A 24929-nucleotide genomic window follows, 5' to 3' on the forward strand; every position below is an offset into this window, starting at 1 on the left:
TTAAGCAATCTGGGCCCGGCCCTGAGCCGTCAGCACGTTGTCTTGGTCAATAAGGTGCAAGTCGGCAGCCATGAGCAGCAACACGTCCAGGCGGGGGTCCGAAAACCGGGCACTCATCGTGTCGGTGCGCCGTAGCCACTCCCCTTCCACTTCAAACTTTTGGCTGGACTGCTGGCCGGTGCCCATCTTGCGCATCGACACGTACTGATGCCGCAGAACGATGTCCCGGTGCAGAAAATCATGGACAAACTCCGTCATTGTCCAATCACGCTTGGCGAGCAGCTGCTGTGAATAAGCTAAGAAGTTGCCTTCGCGCAGCAAATCACGTTCTTTGGCATATTGACGCAACTCGAGAAAGTGGGCGTGGTTACGGCGGTAAATCAGCCCAATTAGGGCCAGACCGGCCGCCGCCTGCGCCGCGGGCTCTACGTAATCCAGCAATTCCCGACAAATAACGGCGTAGTGCTCCTCTTCCTGATATTGAAGGTCAGCGCCCTCCAAAAAAGCGCTGAGCGGTTTGTTTATTTCCAAGCCGGGCACCACCTCTTGCAGTTGCGCGCCAATTTGCTCAGTAAACTGAACCAGAAAAGTTGGCAGGTGAACATACCCACCATCTTTATCCTGGTCACGCAGCATAGCCGCTAGCACGGAACTGCACGCTACCTGCCAGTACTCGTTCAGCTGGTAGAAGTACCAACCGCGCAAAGTGAGCTCCTCGGCCTCGCCCCCTGCAGCCAGGTAGTTGTCGGCTAGGAACTTCCTTGTTGTACGCGCCTGGTCTTGGTGGAGGTAGCTTAGAGCCAACCGCAGGGAGGTTTTTCGATGGAAAGGCGAGGACGCAGAGTCTTCCTGTAAGGGTAGGTCCACGCCCGTTAGCAGTTGCAAGTACAACGCCTGTTCCGCACTGCCCGCCTGCAACTGCGAGAGGTCAAAGTACGGGGCTAGGATCTTCAGGTCGGCTTCTCGAAAGAGGCCCGCCTCAATGTTGCGTAGGAAAAGCTGCTGTACCGGCTCGGGGATACCATCCGCAAAAGCCGCTGCGAGCTGCTGTCCGCTGATGCCCCCTGCTTGCTCACTAGTACGCACAAAAACTTGGTCATTAGCCGCGCTGGTGCCCACCAATCCCAGGGCCCGCATCGAGCCCGCGTAGTACTGACCAAAAGCCCCCATTCGGGCTTTCCAGTACGTCTCTGGATTCCCACCCGGCCGCGAATCGGCGCCCTCATCCAGCCGATAGACACTGTCCGTATTGCTGGCTATCATCTTATCGGCAAAGGCGCTGCCCGGGATGTTGAGTGGTTTGGCGCCGAGCAGCCGGATAAGTAGGGCCACCATGAGTTCAGCCCGCCGCACAAAGTCTTGCTGCTGCTTTGGATCGGCTTTGCCCACGTGGGTGGCAAACCGGTCGAGCAACCAGCAGTGGAAGCCGTAGTAACGAATGCGGTGGGTGACGTTGGTTAAGCCCGGCAGCAGCACCCCATAGGTGGACTCGGAAGTGATCTGAAGCCCAAGTGGGTCCAGCCCTCGAATAATGGACAGCTTATCGCCGAGGAACGGAACCAGAGCTTTGTTTTTGGTGAGTATCACGGTGGCGTAGTCTTCGACGGTAAAACGGAGTCTAATAATACAAGCTTTACCCGTGTTAACTGGCCGGATCTGCGGTCGTTTTCCCCAGACAATGATTAATAACCTAGGGGACAACGACAATCAAAAGAAAATTACATCCAAGCTTTAGCAAGTAGCTTACTGCCCGCCGTACGGGCCTATCTTGCTGCCGCTATTCCCCCTCTATGAAACATCACGAAGTAGTGGCCGCTATCATTCAACGCGGCGACGAATTCCTCTGCCTCCAACGCGGCCCCAGCAAGTACGATTACATCGCCCACAAGTGGGAGTTCCCCGGGGGCAAGGTGGAGGCTGGCGAGACGCAGCAAGCCGCCCTGGTACGTGAAATCCAAGAGGAGTTGGGTCTAGGTATTCAAGTCGGCTCACTCCTGCTCACTGTCGAGCACGACTATCCCGATTTCCGCATCACCATGCACGGCCTTCTTTGCACCGCGCTCACTGCTGAGCTTACCTTGCATGAGCACGTAGCATACCGTTGGCTGCGCCGCGAACAGCTGGACTCCCTTGATTGGGCTGCCGCCGACCTACCTCTGGTTGCTAAACTTCAAGCTTAGACCGGGCCCGTATGTCATCTCCCCTACTCGCTAGCCTAACCCGGGGTTTCCTCGACCACACCACCCCGGCGCAGGACAAGTACCTGCCGCAACTTCTGGTCAACGACCGGGCGCGCGGCAAAACAGTGCTCAGCGCCGTGCTCCGGCACCTGGGCGAATGCGAGGAGTTTTGGTTTACAGTGGCCTTCGCTACCAAACAAGGCGTTATCACCCTGCTCAGCACCCTGCAGGAGTTGGAACGGCGCGGCATCCCCGGGCGGGTCCTGGTCTCCCAATACTTGGACTTCACCCAGCCGGAAGCGCTGCAGGCCCTGCTGCAGCTGTCCAACATCACGCTAAAAATCGCCACCACGGGCAACTTTCACGCGAAGGGCTACCTGTTTCGCAAGGGCGTGGGCGCGTACGATTTGCTGATTGGCAGCAGCAACCTCACGGCCGGCGCCCTGAAGACCAACAAAGAGTGGAACCTGCAAGTATCGGCGAACGGACACGGTGAGCTCATGCACCACACCCTAGCCGAGTTTGCCAAGGAGTTCGCCGAAGCCACGCCGGTGGATGAGGCCTTCATAGAAGCCTACCAGCAAGTTTACCAAGCGCAAGCCCTCCGAGTCGCAGCCCAGGCCGCGCTCCCTACCGTCCAACCCGTACCGAACGCCATGCAGGTCGAGGCCCTGGCGAGCCTGGCGGCGCTGCGGGCCCAGGGGCAGCGCAAAGCCCTGCTCATTTCGGCTACCGGTACCGGCAAGACTTACCTTTCCGCCTTTGACGCCCTCCAGGTCAAGCCTGGCCGCCTCTTGTTCGTGGTGCATCGCCTCAACATTGCGGAAGCTGCGCTCCAGACCTTCCAGCGCGTGTTTGGCCCGGACAAAACCATGAGCTTGTACTCGGGGCGTCAGCAGGATACCACGGCGGACTTCTTGTTTTGCACGGTTCAGACGTTGGCGCAAACCCACCACCTAGAGCGTTTCGCCCCCGACCAATTCGATTACATCACCATTGACGAGACCCACCGCTCCGGCGCCGACAGCTACCAGCGTATCCTGGCCCACTTCCGTCCCAGATTCCTGCTGGGCATGACGGCCACCCCTGAGCGGACGGACGGCTACGACATCTTCCAGCAGTTTGACCACAACATCGCCTACGAGATTCGCTTGCAGCGCGCCTTGGCGGAAGACATGCTCTGCCCTTTCCACTACTTCGGCCTCACGGACTTAACTGTGGACAACGAACCCATGCCGGAAGTCGCGGATTTCGCGCTGCTCGTCGCCGAGGACCGCATCAACCACATACTGGCGCAAGCCGCCTTCTACGGCTGCGACACGGGCCCGGTGCGGGGGCTGATTTTCTGCCGCAGCAACGAAGAAAGCGAGGTGTTGTCCGCCGCCTTCAACACCCGGGGGCTGCGCACCGTCAACTTGAATAGTAAGAGCACGGATACCGAGCGCAGCACGGCCATTACGCGTTTGGAAAGCGACGACGCATCGGTTCGCCTCGACTACTTGCTAACGGTCGACATCTTCAACGAAGGCATCGACATCCCGCGGCTGAACCAGGTGATTTTGCTAAGGCCCACCCAGTCGGCCATTGTTTTCGTGCAGCAACTCGGTCGCGGCCTCCGCAAGACCATGGGTAAGGAATACCTCACCGTACTCGACTTCATCGGCAACTACCGCAACAACTACCTGGTACCGGTTGCCCTGTTTGGGGACACTACTTACAACAAAGACACGCTCCGCAAGCTGTTGGCGGCCGGCAGCAGCCTACTGCCCGGCGTTTCCACCATCAACTTTGACCGCATCGCTCAGGAGCAGATTTACGCCTCCATCGACGCGGCCCGGCTCAACAGTCACCGCGACCTGGTCGACGCCTACAACTTACTCAAATCCATCCTCGGGCGGTCACCCCTGATGATGGATTTCTTGGCGCACGCCGGTCGCGACCCCTTCCTGTACGTGAGCGCCAAAGGTTCCTTCTTCAACTTTGCCGCGGGCCTGGAAAAGGGCCTGGTGGGCGCCCTAACACCCGAAGAGCAGGAGGTGTTGGCCTTGATCGCCACCCACCTCGCCAATGCCAAGCGCATCGATGAAGTAGTCATTTTGGACCTGCTGTTGCAACAGGACCGGGTGTCAACCGCGGAGTTACGAGCTGCCCTCGAGCCCTACTACGGACCTACCCCGAGCCCAGCTACGCTCGATTCCTGCGTGCGCAACCTCAATTTCGACTTCGTGGGCAAGCCCAAGCCCGTGGTTACCCAGCACGGGGCCTCCTTGGGCTTCGCCCCGGCCTTTGCCATCATGGTAGCCAAGCCGGTGTTCCTGCGGTTTCTGCAGGATGCCCTAGACTTTGCGAAAGCTCGGTACCGCACCTTTATGACCTCGCCGTTCAGCAGCGGGTTCTTTCTCTATCAGAAGTATACCCGCCGCGATGTCTGCCGCATCCTGAACTGGCCCAAGGACGAAAGCTCCACCGTGTACGGTTACAAAATCAAGGACCGTACTTGTCCCTTGTTCGTCAACTACCACAAAGCCGAGGACATCGCCGAAAGTACGAACTACGAGGACGGGTTTATCAGCACGCACGAGTTCAATTGGATGTCCAAGTCCAACCGGAGCCTCAACAGCCCGGAAATTCAGAAGATTGCGCAAGCCCCGCACAACGGCCTACGGCTGCCGTTGTTCGTTAAGAAAAGCAACGACGAAGGCTTGGACTTCTACTACATGGGGGACGTAAAACCCGTCCATTGGGAAGCGGGTACGTTGCCCAGCGGAGGGGGCGGCACCGTGCCCGTGGTCAAGTTTCAATTCACTATGGACCATCCGGTGGAGGAAGCCATGTACGCCTACTTAACCTCATCGCAAGCTGATGCCACCCGGGCCTTGCAGGCCAGCAACGCCGTGCCCGAGGTGAAGTCCCTTCCACGCGCTTACAGCAGCCAACAGGCTCTAGCCTTTGATTAGCGCTCACCGAATGGCCTTTCTTAGCGGTGAGCAAGTCATTGCCACCATCCTCAAGCACGACAGCAAAACCACCAGCTACAAGCTTGCCTTGCTACGGGCCTTAAATGACGTGGTACTGCTGCACCCGGAGCTCGGGCATCAAGCTCGGGACGTTGCCGTACCCCTACGGCACCTGGCCGAGTTATGGGTAGGCTACTATTGGCCGTTCACCGACCCTGCGGCGCCCATCTACCAGGGTGCCCGAGCGGTTCGCGAGGGCGTAGTGCGCAACGATATGAGTTTCCGCCTCGCCCTAACGCGCCTGCAGCAGGTGTGGCAAAGCGAGGGGCAGGTAGGCTTTCTGCCCTCTGATGGGTTTTTCCTGATTTCGGAAATGCGAACGCCCCGGCGCCGGGCGCTCTACTCTTCGGCGTTGCTGAAGGCTTATGTAGACGCCATCAGCACCGTTAAGCTGGCCATCAGCATGCCCGTAAAGCACGCCGGCGTGGGACATTGGACGGTGTTTGCCAAACCAGCTCGGCTACTTGACTTGCTCCCTTCAATTTACCCGCTGCCGGGCACCAGACCGGAGGAGGTTTGCGTGGTAGTAAAAGCAGACCTCTGGCAGGCCTTTAGCCGGTTGTCACTGTACGTCGAAGCGCTCAGTTTGCACGAGTGGAGCTTGTTCACGGAAAGTGTATCGCAAGTCGGTGGGACTAGCTGTGCGCGTGGGACCGCCTATACCCTACTCACCGCCCGGCCGGACAACCGCCGGCCCCTTACTTGGGAGCGCAACCAGGTGGACGTGTTGATGCTCGAGCAGGTACCTTTTACTTGTCCGTGGACGCAAAAAGTGCTGAGCCAACCGGACCACTACGACTTGGATCACCTACTCCCGCTGGCCCTGTATCCCATCAACGAGCTGTGGAATTTGTTGCCCGTAGACCGCGCGTTTAACCAGCACGTCAAGCGCGACCGGGTTCCATCCGACGAGCGGCTAACTGCAGCCAGCCATCTGTTGGCAGCGGCCTACACGAACTACTTGCGCTCCCCTGGATTGCAGCGGGTGATCCGGGAGGATGCGGCTTTACGTTTCCCTGGTCTGCCGCCGGCCGCCGGATTCGCCCTGCAGCTGGCCCGGCGCGCCACCCAGTTCATAGAGGATGTAGCTGCAGCTCGGTTTATAAGCCGGTTTTAGGGTCTTATCGACCCGTTTTTTTACTTGTGCTTACAGTCCTTTTTGCCACTTTTGGTGGTTGGCTTTTTGTATGAATGCTTTCTACCGGCTATGCAGCCTTTGGGCAGTTGTTGCATGCTTATTATCTTCTGCCGCTGCTGCTTATCCACTTGCCGGCCATTGCCCCAGTGCTTCTAAGCAAGATCCCTCCGAAAAAGGAACGCTACATTACTTACTTCACCTATGATTGCGGGAAGAAACTGCGGCATGAAATAATAGATGAGCGATAGAAACCAAAGCTAATCCTCGTGTGGTGGACGGCACAGCAAGCCGGGCAATGGCGCAAGTATCTAAAATAGTAAGGCATTTTCTCTAATTAAAGATTCACATATTCCGTGTACTTCTTCTACATCCATAAAAGCCAGTTTTGATAGTAAGAACCGCTTGCAAGATAGGCGTAGGCTCAGCAATTTTCACAAGACCAGCCCACTTTCACGTCCCCCTTATAGCGAAATGTCGTCAGCCGTTTCCGGTAACTTAAGCCATTGAATAAATCCAATTTAGAATACCTCATACTGGCATAATTCAGCCCAATTTGATTACCCTCAATAAATAAATCGTATTTAATCTAAGGGGTATGCTTCCCAATGTCTAGGTTTGCTCAACCATGAAGCCTTGCGGCGTGGTTACGTATTAATTCTATCTTCATGGCCCAACGGAACCTAACTTACTCCATCCGCGGAATTTTCACGGATTGCTTGCCGGATCATCATGCTTCCCAGTACCTGATTGCTGCTTATCAGCGTGGTTACAAGTGGGAATCGGGCACTGCAGAAGCAGCTGCCCCCGTCTCTAACCAGCTGGGGGGGCCACCAGTTGGCCAGGTAGACAAGTTGTTGGCCGACTTGTGGCGGGCTTTTGAGGCACCTCGCCGGGACGGGATTCCGATCGATTACTACCTGCAATTTTTGACACTCAAACCCGCCCTGATGTCAAAGGGTCGGACGGCCCTAGAGGTTATCGACGGGCAACAGCGCCTTACTACCCTGAGCTTATTTTTTGCTGTTTTGCGGCAAACCCTTGGAGATGGAGCCGGAGCTGGATTTGCTTTTATTGAAAATTCAGGCCCGTCATCGGGATCAGCAGCCGGCAAATTAGAGTACGCTGTTCGGGACCACTTTCTAGAAGAGTTTGTGTATCAAGGTAATATTCATAAACTTTTAGAGGCGCCCTCATGGGAAGCGTTTCTAGAAGCTAGCTTCAACGTTACGAGCTTTGACTGCGACCAGCAGGACATTTTCTACCTATACAAAGCGGCCCATAAGATTAGCAGCTTTTTGCAGGATGAGCAGCGGCGGCCTAAGGCGGCGGCCTTTGGGCTGTACGTTGCTGACTCCTGCCGGTTGATTGCCAACGTAATTGAAGAAGAGATCAGCAGCGAGGACGTATTCAGCGATTTGAATAGCAACCGCGTGCCTTTAACGGACACCGAACTGGTCAAGGGGCTCTTACTGACCCGGGCCAGCCGGAGCGTCTCTTCTTCCTTTCAGCAGGTGCAGGAGCTCCGCGCGTCCCAAGGCCGCCAGTGGGACGAAATAGCTCGTTGGTTACAGCTGCCCGGGGTACGGGTGCTGTACGGCTTGAAAACGGAACATGCCCTATGGCAATTACTACGCCTAGTGGCCCTGCGAAAAGCGGCTCCTTTCCCCGCCGTTCGCTCCCTGGTTCCACACCGTGACGCGGCAGCAGGCCCTGGTTTTGCGCTCTATGAATTTTTTGAGTACCTGCTTAGCTTCGGAGCGCAGGCCCCCACCGCTGAGGATTGCTTCATCGAGCTGCAACTCTTGAGTGGGCTGCTTCACGATTGGTTCAATACTCCAGACATTCACAACCAATTGGGCGCGCTGCAGGCCAGCAAGCGATACGAGAAAAAAGGCGAGTTAATGGAGCGCATAACGGCCGAAGAACAACTGCTCGCCGGCGGTCCTCGTACTTTCTTGCGGCAAGAAATCGGCAAATTATCGTGCTTAAAAAGTGACCTAGCCGCCCTTTCTTACGATGCAGGTTCGGAGAAAGCATTCGATTTGCTGCTGTTACTGAACGTCTTTCCAGAAAGAAGCAAAGGGAACGACGATGAAAAAGCCGATAGCTATCCCTTTGACTTCGCCCGGTTTAGCGCTGAAAAGTGGAGCCTTGAACACATTTACCCACAACATCCTGCCTGGGCTGAAGAGCAAGCCCCGGTGGGGACACGCGAGTCCCTCCTCGCCCTCGCCGCCCAGGATTCGCAGCCGGCTGACCCGGCCATTGTGGAGTTGTTAATGCAGGAGACTTGGTCAGAAGAAGAAACACAGAAGCTGCAACAATACTTGCGTGCGGATAATCAATTGTTGCACAGCTTGGGTAATCTTGCCCTGCTCACCTCCGGTGACAACTCCAGTGTAAGCAACGCGCCTTTCGCTGAAAAGCGCCGACGCCTCATGCAGCGAGTACGCCAGGGCAGCTTTGTGGCGCCCCATACCTTTAGCGTTTTCAGTAAACTGATTTTATCAGAATCGACCTCACCCTTCGACTGGACGAAGGCCGACATCCGTGCGCATGCCACTTACCTCGACCAGCAACTCGCGCGACTGGTGCAGGAATTTTCGACGCCTTCTCTCACCCCTACTGCATGACAACAGGCTTTACACTACATCACCTTTTCACGTCTACTGAAACGGATCAGTTTCTAGTGCCCGAAATTCAGCGGGACTACGTGTGGAGCATACCTCAGCTGGACAAGCTGCTGGGTTCTTTGCGGGCAACTTTCGCCAAAGCGCAACGCCAGCCGGACCTACAGGTCAGCGGTACTGATGCTTTACCAGCGGTCGTGGACTCCTTTCTGGAGCATCACCGGCGCCAACGCTACAGCCACCACATGGGCTTCATTTATGCTTACCACGACTCTGCTTATACGGGGAAGGCCTTTTTGATTGATGGTCAACAGCGGCTGCTCTCTCTCTATTTGCTGCTGCTGGCTCGCGCCGTACAGGAAAATAAGCAAGACAGCTTTCAGACGAACTATCTGTCGGCGACTGGAAAAATACGACTAGACTATCGGGTACGGGCGGCCACGCACGACTTTTTGCAACGGTTTGTCCCCTTTGTCCTGGAAGCCTCCCCCTCCGATCAGGCTATCGGAGGGATTGCAATTAAAGAAGCCATTAAGCAGCAATACTGGTACTTGCGAGCCTACGAGCAGGATCCTACCATTGCGCACATTCTTGACAATTATACCTACTTAATGAGTCAACCTCAGCAAGAAGGTCCGAACTATCATTTTCTGCAGCACTACGTGCGTTTTTGGTACTTCGATACCGGAGATCGTGCCCGGGGGGAAGACTTGTATTTGTCCCTGAATTCTACCGGGCTTATTACGTCCACCGGTGAAAATCAGCGGGCCCTGCTCCTAGCCACGGAATCAAACCCCGAACTGAAGCAATCCTGGGGATTACAACTCGAGCAGTGGCAAGACTTTTTTTGGAAACACCGCGGCCAAAATCTCAATGCGGATCAGGGATTTAATGAGTTCTTTCGCTGGTTGCGGATTATCGCTCCTGCAATCGCGAACGAGCAGCAGGGGGCTGCTGATCTGATTAGCCAAGCGTTGCAGATTAAGGATACTCCGCGGGAGCTGCCAACGGGCTTTACGCTGCAAAACGCGGCCCGGCTTATGGAAGTGCTGCGTTTGCTGTTTCCGCTGCCTAATAGCAAGACCGTAGGGCTGGTGCCCAATGGGCTCCTCCCATTCTCTTGGCTGGCGCAAACTGGCCCTTTGGAATCGGCTAGGCTAGGCACCAGAGAGCTTTTCCGGCTACTCCCCGTCCTTGCGTACTGCATGGAACGAATCAAGCAGCAAGACGATAAGTGGGAACACCTGACGCGGGTTGCGCGCTATTTCTATAATGTGCAACGGCTGGACCGAGTAGGGCAAGCGGGCCTTCAGCCATTAGCTGATTTCTGCGCCGAAGCCACTTTGTTAGCGCAAGAGTTGGGGAAAACGGAAACAGGCGATATCACAGGCTTGATTGACATTGCGATCAGCCGGCGTATATCCTTGGCTTTGTTACCGGCGGAAGAAAAGCAAAAGCTTATGCTGTACCAACTGGCGGGAGCTGACCGCCCAGAGATGGAACACTTGCTCGGTCAGCTGGAAGATGATGCCTACAATCAGGGCCAGGTCGGTCACTTATTTATAGGCGATTCCTTAGCCACGACAAACCTGCAGAATGTGCAACGCGTCCACCAGCGCTATTTTGCCTTGGGATTGAACCGCTTATCAAACAGGCGCACACTACAGTCCTTGCTCTTACTGTGGGGAAACTGCACTGTACAAGACCGGGAAAGCTATCTCTATGAGCAGTATAATTATGGCGCTTGGCCGAACATCATTCGCACTACGGGAGGAGGTTTCCAGGCTTTCTTCTTGGACTTCCTGCACCAGGATGTAGACGTGGCTACTTACTACGAGCATAACAAACGAAAGTACTACGAAACGAAAACCACTGCGAAACTACTAGTGGATTCTAGCTTCGATAACCAGCTGCGTTTACTGGCTCTGCTCTTCGATTATTTCCAATCCTTAGAGCCAGAAACAGATAATATCTCGTTGTGGCTGAAAGGTGCACAAATAGGGTATTTCTATCCTGATTACATTGAAGGGCGCGATTATTCCCTGCCGGAAGACCAAGCAATCTTTGATGAACAAACCCTCCGATTTTGGAATGTTAGTAATCGTATGACTTCCGCCAATTACAAGGTCAAAGCTCTTTTACCTTGGGCGTACGAGCTTTTTAAAAAACACAATCCACAAGCTCTTTCTTACCGACAATTTTTGGATGCCCGATTAGAAGAAGTGGGTGCTAAGGTGGCACTTGAAGCGGACCTAATCAACATTTCCCAACTTCCGATATAAAATACAGCTTGAAGAAGTTGATTTTGACCTTCAAATGTCAATTGGGTGAAAAGAGCCGGCGCATATTTGTAATATGTGCTGTATCTAGACTGCCTTCATTAGCCGCACAAACTGGTTGGTTTAAGCCAACATAAATATGTTTATCAATGCTGTATAGTAACCTTATCACTACCCATTGAAACGCCCATCAAATCTAAATACCTGTAAACAGTCGCCCGACTAACCCCTAGCAATTTGGCAATATCCTCTACCCTATTATCCCTACGCAGGTAAAGGGTCTTGGCCGCTTCCGCTTTGCTCCGTGCTTCTTTACTTAGCCCTGGTGGTCGTCCCCCTTGGCGTCCTCGCGCCCGTGCCGCAGCCAGACCCGCATTCGTTCGCTCACGCGTTAGGTCGCGCTCGAACTCAGCGAGTGAGGCAAATAGATTAAACATCAACCGCCCTTGTGCCGAAGTTGTATCCAAATGGTCTTGCAAGCTTATAAATTGAATTTGCTTTTCCTGAAAGCCAGTAACCAGCTCGACAAGGTTCTTTAGCGAGCGTCCTAGCCGGTCTAATTTCCATACCACAAGCGTATCCCCTGAGCGCAGTTGTTCAACCAGACTACGTAGTGCTGGCCTGTCCTTCGCGGCCGAAGCTTTTTCTTCCACTACCTGTGTGCATCCATAAGACCGAAGTGCATCGAGTTGCAAGTGTAATTCCTGTTCTTGGGTAGAAACCCGAGCGTAGCCAAAAATCATAACCAAATCTTAGAAAGTCAGCACATGCCTTTACTGTGAGACTTTGTTTATTGAGACAGGAACTTAAGAATATGCTCCAGCTTGTTTAGAATATTTTGCAAGGCCTAACAGGCCGTCAGGTTGTCTTAAGAAATCGCTCGTTTTATGAGACATCTAAAAGCGCAATTCTTAGGATAAGAGTTGGTTTGAGTTGTTACTACCAAAATGAGAAATCACCCTTTTCTAATTCTGGCAGTAACAACTCAAGACCATACGTACAGCATTGATGCTCAGTAGAGAATTCAAGCAATGCGATTGGTTCGAAAACGCGCCTTGCGTTTGGGAGGCAGTTCCAGAAATACTGGTTCACCCTCCTCATGAAATTCGGTTAGCAAGTCACTAAAAGTATCTCGCAACCAGTATAAGTCTTTTAGCCGCTTATGGGCCTTGTTATCGGGCTCACGTAAGCCTGGATGGGACAGGTACTTCTCACTAGCCTCATCGAGTTCATCTATCCACGTTTCCAAGTCTTCTTCATCAAGCTCCTGTCCGTCCAGCTTGAGGCATTTCTTAATCAGAGTACTGTAAAGGCTATGCAAGGTTCTTATCTTCTCAGCCTCCTCTTCAGCTTCCTCCGCTGCTTCTTGCTTAAGCTGTGCTTCAATCCTAAGCTGCTTGAGCCGAATTACCTCTAAAGCGTGAAATTGCCGCTTGCGTTCTTCTTCGTTGGCTTGTTCCAACCGAGTTATTGATGATGGTGAACTTTCAGAAAGATTTACCTTCCCGTACAAGGGCATGTTTGATTCCACATTTCCTTCCTCCTCATCTTCATCCCAATCATCGTTTTCTGCATCCCACTCCTCATCTTTATCTTCCTCATCATTTACAGATTTACCGTCCAAATTATCGCGGCGATATTGAGCCTTGCAGGCATCCGAACAGAATTTTTTGTCGGCCCGGCCAGTAAATGGGTCGCCACATTGAGGGCACTCGCGTTCCTGTAGTTGCATGAGATTAATTAGTAGTGTAACCGTTTAGAACGGTATTGGCGTTAAGAACTTTATTCACATTTAGTTACGATTAACTTATCCGGTTATAACTGGTTACAACCGGTTAGTAGCCTTGTGAAAGCACATCAGCTACATCATTTAGGGTTGTTATTATTCTCCGTTATGAATCCATACTCCTCGGTTAAATGATTCGATTTTCTGGCCCGTTTTATTATCGTAAATAATGGCCTGGGCAACAGAATCGCCCCACTTTGCGACCAACTTCTTTAATCCTCGAATACCATATTCGCGCGGGTCATCTACCTCATAGCGGCCACTCGTATCGTAGGATTGGTAGGTTTTTTTCCATCCGTTATTCCAAACTATCCAGCACTTCGTTAGCCCTGTGCGTTTAGGGGGAATGGGATGTGATGTATTCAGCGAGTTCATCGTGGGGAAATAGTTTTAAATGTTGATTTGGATACTCTATTGGCCACTTTTGCATAGAAGCAGTCTAAGGCTTTGGCATTTCCCAACCCTATAAGTATTCCTTCGTGGTACCTGATGAGTTGAACCGTGGATAAGGTGTGCACCCGCTCATGCGTTCTTATCTGGATTCCAGATGTTCTGTCAATAGTATTGCGTTGGCTTACCTCAGTGATAGCGAGGCGAAGAGCACGCACTACTTTGAGACTATGCTTGCGTTTGTTCACTTTCTTGAGCCAAGCCTCCGTTCCACGAAAGCCGCGCACATTTTCTGCATCAAAGTATCCAGAACCCGGTTTGTGCTGGCTATAAGGCAATGGTGCATACCGGTCGGGATGCAGTTGCAGGTGGTTTCGAACTAATTGCAGCCGCTGCAGCAAAGCGAGTTGAATGGCCTTCCAGTCGCACTTATCATAGTTATTAAAACTATGATAGACACCACTCCAAATAGCGTTCTTTGCCTGACGCTCCTGCTTTGGGCTCCATCTATGACTTGGATAAACTAAGGCTTTAGCAGCCTCCCAGAACTCAGTGACGAGCTTCATCTTCTTTAGCAGGACTTGATCATGAATGAATTCACCTACTGGTTGAAGTTCATTCGTGCCCGTTACCGGCGCGCCCCCTGCCCCATTTTTTTTTCGTTTAGTTGCCCTGCCGTTGCGGGCCTCCGTTTCCAGTAAGGGGTTTCTTGACTCGACTTTAGTTGGTAAGGCAACTCCTAACTTATCAACATTGGTTATTTCTATTTTAAGAGTTTCAAGTGTTTCTAGAACCTCAGTATCCGGAACTTTTTTACCGTTGGGAGTAGAAATAGGGAGGGTTTGAGTGCTACATGCGTCAGCCAGTTTTGCCGTTCCTGCCCCTTTAAAAGGTGTTTCCCATATTAGTTCGGGATTCATCCACACGTGAAAGCTTGCACGAGTACCACGAAATTTCTTTCTCACAATCGCACCTGACTTTATAAGCTGTGCTATGTGGTTGCGCAAGGCTCTGTCAGTGAGACCGCGCTTTTCCGACAGTTCACGACCGTTAACTTCTATGGGGGGAACGTCGGGCAACTCATTAGTATCTGTTGCGATAAATTGACCCCAATGCAGTGGGGTGGCCAGCATACGAATGGTCTGTACTCGGGCTCGTTGTAGCAAAAGCAGACAGGTAGTCTTAGCGCCGTCACAGAGAACCTTAGGTCGCGTGGTCACCGTTTTTGTCTGGCCATCCGACCCAACACGGGTATGCGTACGGGTCTGTTGCTCCTGATTTTGTCGCATGACTTTTAAGTGGAGTCTGAGTCGGGAATCCCGAAGGGATACTACTGTTGGAAGCATGGAAATAGGTTAAGGTTAGTGAAATGGCACGGAGACAGTTAGGGCGGGTCTTCCCAGGGCGGCCTCACGTACCGGACTGCAGTTGCAGGTCCTCCGCTATCCGACTGGCTTCGATGCCAGACTTCCCGCTTTGGCAGGCGCCCTCGATGGACTCGGATAATTTTCTATTTAATAGGGTTGAAATGTCCTGTTCAGCTATAGAATAGCTTATGCGCACTTCGCCCGTCTTGACCCCAGGGTCATTAAAATTTTAGTCGCCGCGTTTAGAGGAACCAGCCTTAAGCTGTCGCTACACTAATTTTAATGCCTCTCGAGAGGCCATGCGCATAGGTTCTTGTTGGCTGACATCCTTGATTGATTTCGGCAGCGGAGGTGCGGGTAACTGGCCAAGATCATAAGATTCGCCCCGCCCAAATGCCAGCAATGCTGGCCACGGTATTCTAGGCTCCGAAGGCGTAAACCACAAAGTGGGCAATTTGAGCTGCTGTCGCTTACTTCCAACTTTGATGACCTTTCCAGTCTTGACCCATCGTTGTACAGTGCTTCGGCTAACCTGCAGCCGCTCCATTACATCTTCAATAGTCAGCAACTCAGCTGCAACTGACTCTAGTTTTGCTGGACCTTTTGCTATAGCAGCGATGTGAGCCAACATGATGCGAAAGCATTCATCCATGTAACCAACGGTGGCTAAATCGTCGCGTTTCATGTGTGCAGCTTTGCGTTGAGGACGTCCATTAAATTTGGAGAGATAAAAATTGATGCAGAATCATTTAACTCCTCCCCGCTGCAAGTCTATTTCTGGCAATAGGTCCACAGGAATATTAAATTCAGGCAACCCATATTGTATTAAGGCCACCAAATGAGGAAGATTGATTGTACGCCCCTGACGCACGTGTATCAGATGCACAGCATTAGCATTATAGCCTGCGGTTATGGCAGAATTGATGGCTCCAGTAGGAAGTAACTCACATACCTCTGAGAACAACCTGTAAAACTTTTGCTTCTCAGTCATCATATGTTTAGTCGGTTTTAGCACCTCGTAAGCTAATTGTGTCTACTTTTAGGGGTTTTTCCGAGATGCATAACAAACATACTACAGGAATCTCAATTTTCGACACGTCAACGCGTTAAATTTAGACACAATATTAATTATCTCGCCTTAACTTGTTGTAAATCAATTGAAAAAAATAAGCAAAAAAAGCGCTAGCCTAGCTGAAAGAACAGAGTGGGACAAGCACTTCCTACTAATAATAGATGAAGTTAAATCAGCTTTCAACATCAAGTCCGACAGAGCAATGTGTCGGCAGCTGGGCATCCATGAAAATCTTATAAGCAGAGTACGCACTGGTATTCAATCGGTTCCAGCTACTGTATGGGACATACTCAATAAGCAATTAAGGACACCTGAGTATAAGGCGAAAGGATTTGGCGGCAGGGGAGTACTTCAAATTACAAGTGCAAGCAGAGTTCAAAACGAAGCATCTGTCTCAGACTCACCAGACACAGACGAATTCAAAAAAGACACAGGATTACAGCCGATTACTCAACCTTCATTACAAACAGAGTGTGCTAAGGATTTGGAGGTGGCCAACGAGATAATTGCCCTGCTTACTAGGCAACTAGCAGATAAACAGCGTACTATTCAATTGCTTTTGGAGCAAAACAACCAGAAATGAGGATTCGCTAGACCTGTGTCTACTCAAAGAATCTGCATCTTATATAGGAGTACTTATAAATCGAATAATATTTGTTCAGTGATTTAATGGAAATCACCCGCCAACTTCGGCTTGACCTCTTAACAAAAAAAGGCTTTGCCCCTATTCAAGTGACTTTCTGCTGGGATGGCCAGCGGTTGCGCAAAGGCTCAGGGGAGAAGTGTGAGCCACGTCATTGGAACCGTAAGCGAGAGGAAGTAAAGCCCGCTACTGGAAACTTTGCAGCCGAGATCAATTTAGTTTTAGACTACTATACACAGGCAGCGCAGGCAGCCTATAAAGCCACAGCCGAATCCAGATTATCTTTGGACAAAGCGCAGATGGGCGCAGAAATAGCCCGACGCTACGCTCTGCTCACTATCGGTGAAGAAGCGCAGGCGGAGAGTCATGAGGTGCTGCCGCTGCCTGAAGTGGAATTAGCTCCGCCTAGTCTGCTTGACTATTATGACCAATGGTTGGGTGAGCAAACTCGCAAAACCTCTAACCAAACAGGCAAGGGACTAAGTAAGTCCTATCTAGACAGCCTTGCCAACAGTAGGGCTGTACTGGCGGACTTTACCGACCAGACTGGGGAGCTTCTGACATTTCAAGGAGTCGACCACGCTTGGTACAGCAGGTTCAGTGAGTTTTTCTATAAGGGTGAGTGGGGTACATCTGTCAATACCTTCGGCAAGCACATGCGCCACATCAAGTCCTTTCTAGCCTGGGCTGAAGACCATGAGTTACCGGTTAATCGTAAATACCGCAAATTTGAGGCACCCGACCAATACATTGGAGCCGATGCCCTTACCCAGGAAGAGTTGCTGCGCCTGGCTGCCGTGGACTTCCGCACAGAGGCGGCCCGCGCCTACGTGCAAGAACATTTTGAGAGTTTAAACCCAGCGTTACGGGCCCAGGCTGACACCAAGAAAGCCATGCGTCTCAGTCAGGCCGACCCGCATCGCGTAGCCGAGCGGCTACGCATGTTAGAGTGGGCGCGCGATAAGCTACTTGAGTGCTGCTATTTTGGGCTGCGCATTTCAGATGCCGACAAGCTCAGCCCACGCCAGGTTCAGGCAAACGGTGATCTAGTGCGCCTACGTGCAACCAAAACGCGCAAGGAATGCTTCATTCCTTACTTCGACGACGACGTGTTTAAACCCGTGGCCCTAGTGGAGAAATATGCCCCGCTGGGCCTGCCCACCTGCTTACCAGTAGTGAACGGTCTCTCCGACTATCTGCCGCATGTACAGCGGCTAGCTGGATTCACCCGCTTCAAGCTCACGAGCAAAGTGGGTCGCAAAACCTTCGTTACCCTCAAGATTAGCCAGGGAGTGCCACGCGCTCAGGTTATGCAGGCTACTGGCCACCGCACCGAGTCCAGCTTCAACCGCTACCTTGGTGTGGTGGAGTTAGAACTCATTGAAACCTTTCGTAAAACAGCACGCACAGTGGCAGAAAACAGTGGCACGAAACTGCATAAGGTCGCTTAAACCAGCTTAATGTAGAAGTTTAAAACTATCCTATTCGCGCGTAGAGGCAATATTAGCAGGCAGCTTCAAGCTCCGCTAATCATCATAAAGTCCCGTCCGGACCGCAGCAATGCGAGATAAACCCCTATAAGTCAAGTACTTATAGGGGTTTTTTCTTTGCGGAGGACACCAGCGGGGACAGATTCAATCTTATCTTTTATAATCTAACAACTGGTTATGCCCAAAATCTATAAATACATCAGTTCGCAGTTTGCAGGCGCAATGCTTGATTCGGGCACTATCAGAGTAGGAACAATATACAGCTACAGAAAAGACGAAAATATTGAGGTTGGGGATTCTGGAGAAGGAGTACTAACAGTTGAAAGACGATTACCTGATTTTACAGGAGCTAATGTTTCAAGCAAGGATATTCCGGCGGGTGTTTTCCCTGTTTTCTTTTCTGAAGGCACGACTTTCAGCAAAGTCATTATTCAGGATAACTACGTTCACAACGACAGGAATTATCCTGATGTATATATTTATTGTACCACGAAGGAGCCGAATAAGGACGTGATGAAATCGTTCGGCGCTGACACCTGTGTAGAGATAGCGGACAACCATAAATTCCACACGCTTATTGCGGAAGAAATGATGTATAGCAAGAAGCTCATTCATGGCCTCTATTTGCATAAATCCTGCATTTATGAGGGCCGAATAGTTACGAGGGACAGCTTAGATAACTATTGGATGAAGGAACCACGTCATATACATCAACGTGAGGTTAGACTTGTTATGCCTCCAAAAGAAGTAGGCTCTACAATAGAACCAGTGTTAATTTCAAATCCAGATATAGGCAAGCTCTGCTCGATCTATAAGTTTTAGCACAACGCCCCGGGCGTTGTGCTCTATCGGAAAAACGATTTTAAGCCTTTTTACGGGCCGCAGGGCGTTAACAACTAAGTAGTCGTCCATTGGTTCAATTGAAGCGCGTATCTGCTCATTTATAGCCCTACGGTCCGGGGTGTCGAATGGCCTGCACTTCTCCGGCTTTGGCGGTTTGGACTCCTTCTCCGGGCGTGAAGCCTTACCCTGTCGGATGAAATGTAAGCATGGCTTTTCTGTTTGCCCCGTAATTCGCAGACTAATTCATTAGTCCATAGCGGCGCCGTCGGAATAATGATCTGACGGCGTGTGGGGGCAAAAGTACAGGCTGAAAGCGGGCTTGAGAAGCGCACTTTGTAGCCTCTCACTCACATTACATAGTACGCATCAGCCTGGGGGGCATTTTCCTTCGGCAGATTTTTGTCGCCAATCATCTGCTTCAGGTTCACCTCAATGGTGCGGGCAATGGCCGTCACGGGAGTATCGGTGGGCTTGCCTTCGAAGGGGTCCTGCAGGTGAATAGCCATCTTCTCGATCAGGAAAAACGAGGATGAGATGGCTACCACCATCAATACCTCCAGCACGCCGAATATCTCCAGCAGAGCAAAGGGCAGCAACATCACAAAAAAGAACAGGGAGAAGTGAGTGTACAGCGTGTAAGTCACCGGAAAAACGGTGTTTTTTATCCGCTCACACTTGCCCATAGAATCGGTCAGCCGGGTTAGGGTGGCATCGAGTTCTACCTGCTGGTAGCTGTTCACCCAGCCCTCGTTCAAGGCGTAGCGCAGATCCCGGGCATGCAACTCCAGCAACGCGTTGGGAATGTTATCGTGTTTAGTGATAAAAGCAAGTTCCTCGGGCTCCAGATAGCGGCGGATTTTCTCTACATCCATCTTACCGCGCAGGGCCATGCCGAGGCTGTAGCTCCAGGCAATTTGCCGGTTTGTGAAGCGCTCCACCCAGGCGTGGACTTCCTGCGGAGCGTAGGGCGCGTCGGTGAAGCAGAGCACCTGGCGGATCAGGGAGCGTGAGTCGTTCACAATTGCCCCCCACACAATGCGAGCCTCCCACCACCGGTCGTAGGCCTGGTTCGACTTAAATGCCAGCAGCAGCGAAAGCACCGTGCCGAGCACCATGGGAACGCTCAGCGGCAAGGTGAGCGACATGACATGAAAAAAATGATCTTCTACCGCGATTAACGTGGCGTAGACGAATACAAACAGAACTTCCTTCTGTATTTTCCCAAAGACGTAGCTAAGCGGGATTTTGGTCTTTAATAACATAAAATGCTCGTTACTAAGCGTTAGCAAAAATGCATGGGCAAGGATTGGCGCTCGCTACGCGACCGAAAGGCAAGGCACTTTCGTGTTGATGGCTTTATCACGGACGCTGCGGCTGCGCCCTACGCGCAGGTAGTCGAGCATGCTTCGCTTTTTGCAGGTAACGACCAGGTCTACTTCAAACTCTTCGATAAAGGAAACCACGCCGGTCGTCAGGTCGCGCTGCTGCTGCAGGTGCACGGCAAACTCGACGCCCTGCAGCACGGGGGCCGCATATAGCTCATCCAGCGCCTGCTTCAGCTTGACCGTGCTGGTGCCGGGAGCAAACACCAGCAGGAACGTAACGTGGTAATCCTTCCGGCACAGCAGGTCCACCAGCGCTTTGTCGGGCAGGGTATTCGTACGGACTTCCGCATCCAGCACAAAGGCAATTTTGCGGAACTGAGTGGTTTCAAAAAACTCGGGGATGTATAGAACCGGAAAGGGAATATCCTGCACCAGACTGCTGAAATGACGCATTGCCTCCGATGGGTTCGTCAGCGATACGGGACTCATTATCAGATCAATCTGATTGTCGATGACGAAATTCTTGATCGTCAGGGAAGTATCGCAGCAGAGATGAACTACGCGAATACTATGTATCTCAAGGGCGTAGGATTTTTTCAGCCGCTCCAGGGCCTTCTTAAACTCTGCATCGGGCTCGCGAGCTTTATCAGCCTCACGCGGCAATAGCAGCAGCTCGGTAATAGAGTCGGGTAAAGGCGTATGGTGCAACAGGATAATCTCGCAGGTTTCCCCTTTTAGCAGAGTGAGTGCGTGCTTAACCAGATTCAGGGAGTACAGTGTCAGCTCGGTAGGAATTACTATTTTTTTCATATAGGTGTTCTTGGTTTGTTGCTAGACTGGCCTCCCAGAATCCAGACAAAGCAAAAACGCTCCTATTAAAGTGATATTAAGAAGAAATTATAAGGACGTTAAAGCTCAACCGTAGCGAACAATATGTGTCTGTGACTTGGTGTAAATAATTGATTGTCTGGTCATTGAGTTATATAGCAGGAGGCTTTTATTAAAAAAAATTAATGTATATACATCAGTATATAGGCGATTTTTTGACTGGTAACCCAGGGTAATTATCACTTAAGGCTGTGCAATACGAGGAAAAACCAGAAGGAAAAGACAAGGAAAACCCCGGCAAAAAACAGCATTCTACTAACGTGAGATAAGTCATTTATTCCCTTGACGATCATCATTTTACAGGCAGAATAAATTGCCGATCTTTAAATAACAGTCAACTCCTGGTCAACTCCTGCTCTGCTCCACTTTCTTCGCTCAAGCAAACCTATTGGCTATGCAACCGACATTCGTAGTTATGACCGATTTGTCGCGCTCCGCTGAGGCGGCGCTGACGTATACCACCCGACTCGCCCAACGCTTGGATGGGCGCCTGGTGCTGCTGCATGTTTTTCTGGACCCGGTGCTCGAACCGGAGGTATCGATGGTAGCGGCGCCTATTCTGGTGACCAGCCGCCAGGAAATCATGACGAATATGGTACAGCGGGCCAGCACGTTGCCTGTTCCGACCGATACCGAAGTAGTTGTTGATGTGCTAAGTACGGCATTAGCCAACGTGGTGCAGCAACACCACCCTTTGCTGCTGGCACTGGGGCGGGAAGAGCCCGATAATGTGCTGGACCGACTGGTGGGCAACCGTGCGCTTCCCATCCTGCAGGATGCGCATCATCCTCTGCTGCTGGTGCCTGAGAGCTACCACGAAACGGAGCTGCCCCAGCGTATCGTGGTAGCCACCGATGCGCATCCTTTTACGCTAAGCGCGCCTTCGCTTGAATTAGGTGAGCTGTTTGAGGCGCTGCAGCCTACAACCACGGTGGTGCACGTCACCTCCGGATCTGGTCCTTCGCAGGCGGAAGTGGGGCTGGCTTCGGTGCAACGCACGGGATTATTCGGTAGGCTTACCAGTAATAGCCTGTACGAGGTGTGCGAAGAAGCGCCGGCCGACGGCATTCTGCACGCCGCATCGGAGCTGAAGGCCCAGCTTATCGTGATGCTGGCGCGGCCGCACACCTTCCTTGGGGGGCTTTTTCACCGCAGTATCACGGCCCAGATCCTGCGCCGCAGCCCGGTGCCCGTGCTGGTGTTGCCTACTACTAAATAAGGGTAGGCCAGCAGTTTTCGGCCAACTCCTACCTATCGGCTTCATCCCTAACCCTGACTATGCATATATACCGGCGCTGGTTTCTGGCCTTGCTGCTCACGATGCCGCCCTCCCTGCGGGCAGCTCCAGCTCCGAACGCGTATACCGGGGGCAATAATACCAGTGCGGAGGTCAGCCAAACCGCACCGAAAGCGCTAGCCGCCCGCATTCAGGGTCTGCTACGGCCTAAAGCAGCGTGGGCTCAGCATCAGCAGCCCGCAATTGACCCAAAAGAAGCCCGCAGTTTTTACACAAAGCGCCGTTTTGTGCCGGCCTGGAGCACCAGCCAGCAGCCTAATGCCACTGGTCGCGCTGCCCTGGCGTTTCTGGCCGGGGCCGAAGACTATGGCTTGCAGCCCAGCGCCTATCATGCGCCGGCCCTAGTAGCCCTCACCGATTCGCTGACCTGGCCCACGTCCGTTGTGCGCAAGCAAGCTCAGCAGGCTCGCTTTGAGGTGTTGCTCACCGATGGCTTGGTGCAGTTTGCCAAGCACCTGCGCCGGGGACGGCTACACGCCTTTGTACCGTCGCCCTTGGAAAAGGTGGAAGGGCCGTTTGACCCGGTTGCATGGGTAAGCCGCGCCCTCGAAGCGCCCGACTTTGCGGCGGCGCTGCTGAGTTGCCAGCCCCGCCACCGCGAGTACCAGCAGCTCCAACAGGCACTGGTCCGGTGGCGGCAGCACCCCAAAGGCCCTGATTCTATTGCGCGGCAACGACGAGCGGAGCAGATAGCCCTCACCCTGGAGCGCTGGCGCTGGGATGCCATTCCCGATTCGACTTACGTGCTGATAAACCTGGCCGCCTACGCTATGGAAGTAGTGGACAATGGCCGTGTACGCCAAACCCACCGCCTCGTGGTGGGCCGCTCCGAAAGCCCCACTCCCACGCTTAGCAGCCGGCTGACTTCCTTTACGGTGGCGCCGGAGTGGCACGTGCCTCACAGTATTGCCACCACTGAAATACTGCCTTACCTGCAGGAAAACGCCAAATATCCGTCAGAGCACGATTTTTTGGCCGAAAACAACTACTCCCTCTACGATGCCAAAGGCCGCCGCGTAGATCCGGCTACGGTGAAGTGGCAACACGTGACCGCCAAGAACTTTCCTTATAGTATTCGGCAGAATCCGGGGTGCGGCAATACGCTGGGCAACATCATCTTTCGCTTTGCCAACCCCTATTCCGTGTATCTGCACGCCACCTCCGAAACCAGCGACTTTGAGTTGGCCAACAGAGCCTTGGGGCACGGCTGCCTGCGCACGGAGCGCCCAATGCAACTGGCCGCCTATCTGCTCGGCCCCGACAGCAGCAGCGTAGCACTACCTTCGGAAGCTGAATGCGAAGCCGCCCCCAAGCCGCGCACCATTACACTTCGGCGCCCGATGCCCTTTTATGTGCGTTACGCTACGTGCGCCGTTGTGGCGGGCGAGCTCAAGTTCTACCCCGATATATACAGCCGCGACGAAGCTTTACGGCGACAACTATTTGCCCCCCAGCGCAGCCCGCGCTTACCAACAGCCCCGATTGAGTAAAGCTTCCTACTTTTTCAACCTTGTTCGGGTAGTGACTAAACTACATCCAACCGTTTCTAAGGCGTGGCGGCTTGGGCTTGTTTCTTTTGCTGACGGCGAAAGTAGCCACGCAGCAGGAAATTGTGCTGCAAAGCTTCCATGCTTTGGTTGAAGCCCTCGGTTCCATTTTCCACGTTTTGCAGTGTTCGGCGCAGCTGCTGGCTCATAGCGGTATCAACCAGCAAGGTATTGAGGGGACCACCGCTGGTTTGCACCTGCTGTTTAAGAGATGCCATCGTTGCGGCTAGCGTGTCGGAGGAGTTGGCGAGCTGGCGCGTGGTATAGCGCATCCGGCCGGCGAAGGCTGTGTCGGTAAGCAGGTAACCTGCCGGGCCGCGTCCTTGGCGCACGTCGTTGGTGATATTCTGCAGATCGACGGCGGAAGCCTGCAAAGCGGCCGTCGCGCTGGCAGCGCGGCGTAGCGATGCGCCCAGATTTTCAGCCAATTGCTGGTCGTCCAAAATCTGCCAGAGGGCCTTGCTGCTATTGAGTTTGCTCGTAATCTGGCGCAGATCCTGCGTAATGCCCACCAGGTTTTTGTTCGACACGTCGAGTGTGCTGAGCATATCGGCCACGGCCAGGGGCTTTTTAGTAAGCAACACGTCGCCGGGCTCAATGGGCGGAGCGGGCGCAGCCACGGCAGTCAGGTTCACAATCGTATTCCCCACCAAGCCATCGGTACCAATGGAAGCCACAGCATTCTTCTTTACAAAAGGCTGCACATCGCGGTTCAGGTGCATAATTACTCGCACCGTGCTGTCGTTCTGAATATGGATGCGGCGCACGGTGCCAACGTCGATGCCGGCCAACCGCACGTTGTTGCCGATCAGCAGACCCGATACATTACGAAAATCGGCCATCACCTCCAGCGACGACCCAAACAGGTTCTGCTTGCGCCCCAGCAGAAACAGAACCGCCATCAGGCAGCCCACTCCCACAGCCACAAATAAGCCCAGGCGAATATTATTACTGGCGGTAGCTTGCGGCATCTTACTTAACGGTTAATGATAAAACGGGAGCCTTGAATACCTGATTTTAATAGCTGGGGGGCTTTT

18 protein-coding genes and 1 pseudogene are annotated in these 24929 nt (G+C 52.7%); 11 read left to right on the forward strand and 8 right to left on the reverse strand.

Features of this window, described 5'->3' with window-relative positions:
* The gene (locus tag IEW06_RS16405) at positions 1-1587 is read right to left on the reverse strand and encodes a hypothetical protein (protein WP_187731740.1); all 1587 of its coding nucleotides are present in this window, start codon (positions 1585-1587) and stop codon (positions 1-3) included.
* 203 nt (positions 1588-1790) lie between these two features.
* Between IEW06_RS16405 and IEW06_RS16410 the strand changes: the two genes are divergently transcribed.
* The 5 genes from IEW06_RS16410 (at position 1791) to IEW06_RS16430 (ending at position 11247) form a co-directional block, all read left to right on the forward strand.
* Complete coding sequence (locus tag IEW06_RS16410) at positions 1791-2180, forward strand: (deoxy)nucleoside triphosphate pyrophosphohydrolase (protein ID WP_187731739.1); 390 nt, start codon at positions 1791-1793, stop codon at positions 2178-2180.
* Between the two features lie 11 nt (positions 2181-2191).
* Positions 2192-5137 carry a DEAD/DEAH box helicase gene (locus IEW06_RS16415; protein WP_187731738.1) on the forward strand — a complete coding sequence of 982 codons (2946 nt, stop codon included), beginning with the start codon at positions 2192-2194 and terminating at the stop codon, positions 5135-5137.
* A gap of 10 nt (positions 5138-5147) precedes the next feature.
* Entirely contained in the window at positions 5148-6314 is a 1167-nt protein-coding gene (locus tag IEW06_RS16420) for a DUF8808 domain-containing protein (protein ID WP_187731737.1), read from the forward strand.
* 686 nt (positions 6315-7000) lie between these two features.
* A complete protein-coding gene (locus IEW06_RS16425) occupies positions 7001-8968 on the forward strand; it encodes a DUF262 domain-containing protein (RefSeq protein WP_187731736.1) in 1968 nt (655 codons plus the stop codon).
* Positions 8965-11247, forward strand: a complete 2283-nt coding sequence (locus IEW06_RS16430; protein WP_188548602.1) for a GmrSD restriction endonuclease domain-containing protein — start codon at positions 8965-8967, stop codon at positions 11245-11247. The genes IEW06_RS16425 and IEW06_RS16430 overlap by 4 nt, the downstream gene beginning before the upstream one ends.
* A 143-nt stretch (positions 11248-11390) precedes the next feature.
* On the opposite strand, the gene IEW06_RS16435 is transcribed toward IEW06_RS16430, so the two are convergent.
* The 4 genes from IEW06_RS16435 to IEW06_RS16450 form a co-directional block, all read right to left on the reverse strand.
* Entirely contained in the window at positions 11391-11987 is a 597-nt protein-coding gene (locus IEW06_RS16435) for a recombinase family protein (protein WP_187731733.1), read from the reverse strand.
* A 281-nt stretch (positions 11988-12268) separates the two neighbouring features.
* A complete protein-coding gene (locus tag IEW06_RS16440) occupies positions 12269-12976 on the reverse strand; it encodes a hypothetical protein (protein ID WP_187731732.1) in 708 nt (235 codons plus the stop codon).
* Between the two features lie 425 nt (positions 12977-13401).
* On the reverse strand, positions 13402-14553 hold the full coding sequence (locus IEW06_RS16445; protein ID WP_187731731.1) for a hypothetical protein: 1152 nt from the start codon (positions 14551-14553) through the stop codon (positions 13402-13404).
* A 502-nt stretch (positions 14554-15055) separates the two neighbouring features.
* Entirely contained in the window at positions 15056-15472 is a 417-nt protein-coding gene (locus IEW06_RS16450) for a helix-turn-helix domain-containing protein (protein ID WP_187731730.1), read from the reverse strand.
* A 472-nt stretch (positions 15473-15944) separates the two neighbouring features.
* Between IEW06_RS16450 and IEW06_RS16455 the strand changes: the two genes are divergently transcribed.
* The 4 genes and pseudogenes from IEW06_RS16455 (at position 15945) to IEW06_RS16465 (ending at position 18814) form a co-directional block, all read left to right on the forward strand.
* Entirely contained in the window at positions 15945-16442 is a 498-nt protein-coding gene (locus IEW06_RS16455; RefSeq protein ID WP_187731729.1) for a hypothetical protein, read from the forward strand.
* Between the two features lie 86 nt (positions 16443-16528).
* Positions 16529-16756: pseudogene (locus IEW06_RS21015) on the forward strand (Arm DNA-binding domain-containing protein); the annotation flags it as partial.
* Between the two features lie 30 nt (positions 16757-16786).
* Positions 16787-17953: a phage integrase SAM-like domain-containing protein gene (locus tag IEW06_RS16460; protein ID WP_187731728.1), complete on the forward strand. Its 1167-nt coding sequence runs from the start codon at positions 16787-16789 to the stop codon at positions 17951-17953.
* Between the two features lie 216 nt (positions 17954-18169).
* Positions 18170-18814 carry a hypothetical protein gene (locus IEW06_RS16465; RefSeq protein ID WP_187731727.1) on the forward strand — a complete coding sequence of 215 codons (645 nt, stop codon included), beginning with the start codon at positions 18170-18172 and terminating at the stop codon, positions 18812-18814.
* 368 nt (positions 18815-19182) lie between these two features.
* Here the strand turns inward: IEW06_RS16465 and IEW06_RS16470 are convergent, their stop codons facing one another.
* Both IEW06_RS16470 and IEW06_RS16475 read right to left on the reverse strand, forming a co-directional pair.
* Complete coding sequence (locus IEW06_RS16470) at positions 19183-20097, reverse strand: bestrophin family protein (protein ID WP_188548603.1); 915 nt, start codon at positions 20095-20097, stop codon at positions 19183-19185.
* A 54-nt stretch (positions 20098-20151) separates the two neighbouring features.
* Entirely contained in the window at positions 20152-20970 is an 819-nt protein-coding gene (locus IEW06_RS16475) for a universal stress protein (RefSeq protein WP_187731725.1), read from the reverse strand.
* Between the two features lie 472 nt (positions 20971-21442).
* Between IEW06_RS16475 and IEW06_RS16480 the strand changes: the two genes are divergently transcribed.
* Positions 21443-22267, forward strand: a complete 825-nt coding sequence (locus IEW06_RS16480) for a universal stress protein (protein WP_187731724.1) — start codon at positions 21443-21445, stop codon at positions 22265-22267.
* A gap of 59 nt (positions 22268-22326) precedes the next feature.
* Complete coding sequence (locus IEW06_RS16485) at positions 22327-23835, forward strand: L,D-transpeptidase scaffold domain-containing protein (protein WP_187731723.1); 1509 nt, start codon at positions 22327-22329, stop codon at positions 23833-23835.
* 56 nt (positions 23836-23891) lie between these two features.
* On the opposite strand, the gene IEW06_RS16490 is transcribed toward IEW06_RS16485, so the two are convergent.
* On the reverse strand, positions 23892-24863 hold the full coding sequence (locus tag IEW06_RS16490; protein WP_187731722.1) for an MlaD family protein: 972 nt from the start codon (positions 24861-24863) through the stop codon (positions 23892-23894).
* Between the last annotated feature and the right edge of the window lie 66 nt (positions 24864-24929).

Source organism: Hymenobacter qilianensis, assembly GCF_014638675.1.
In the GTDB taxonomy this organism is placed as follows: Bacteria; Bacteroidota; Bacteroidia; order Cytophagales; family Hymenobacteraceae; genus Hymenobacter; species Hymenobacter qilianensis.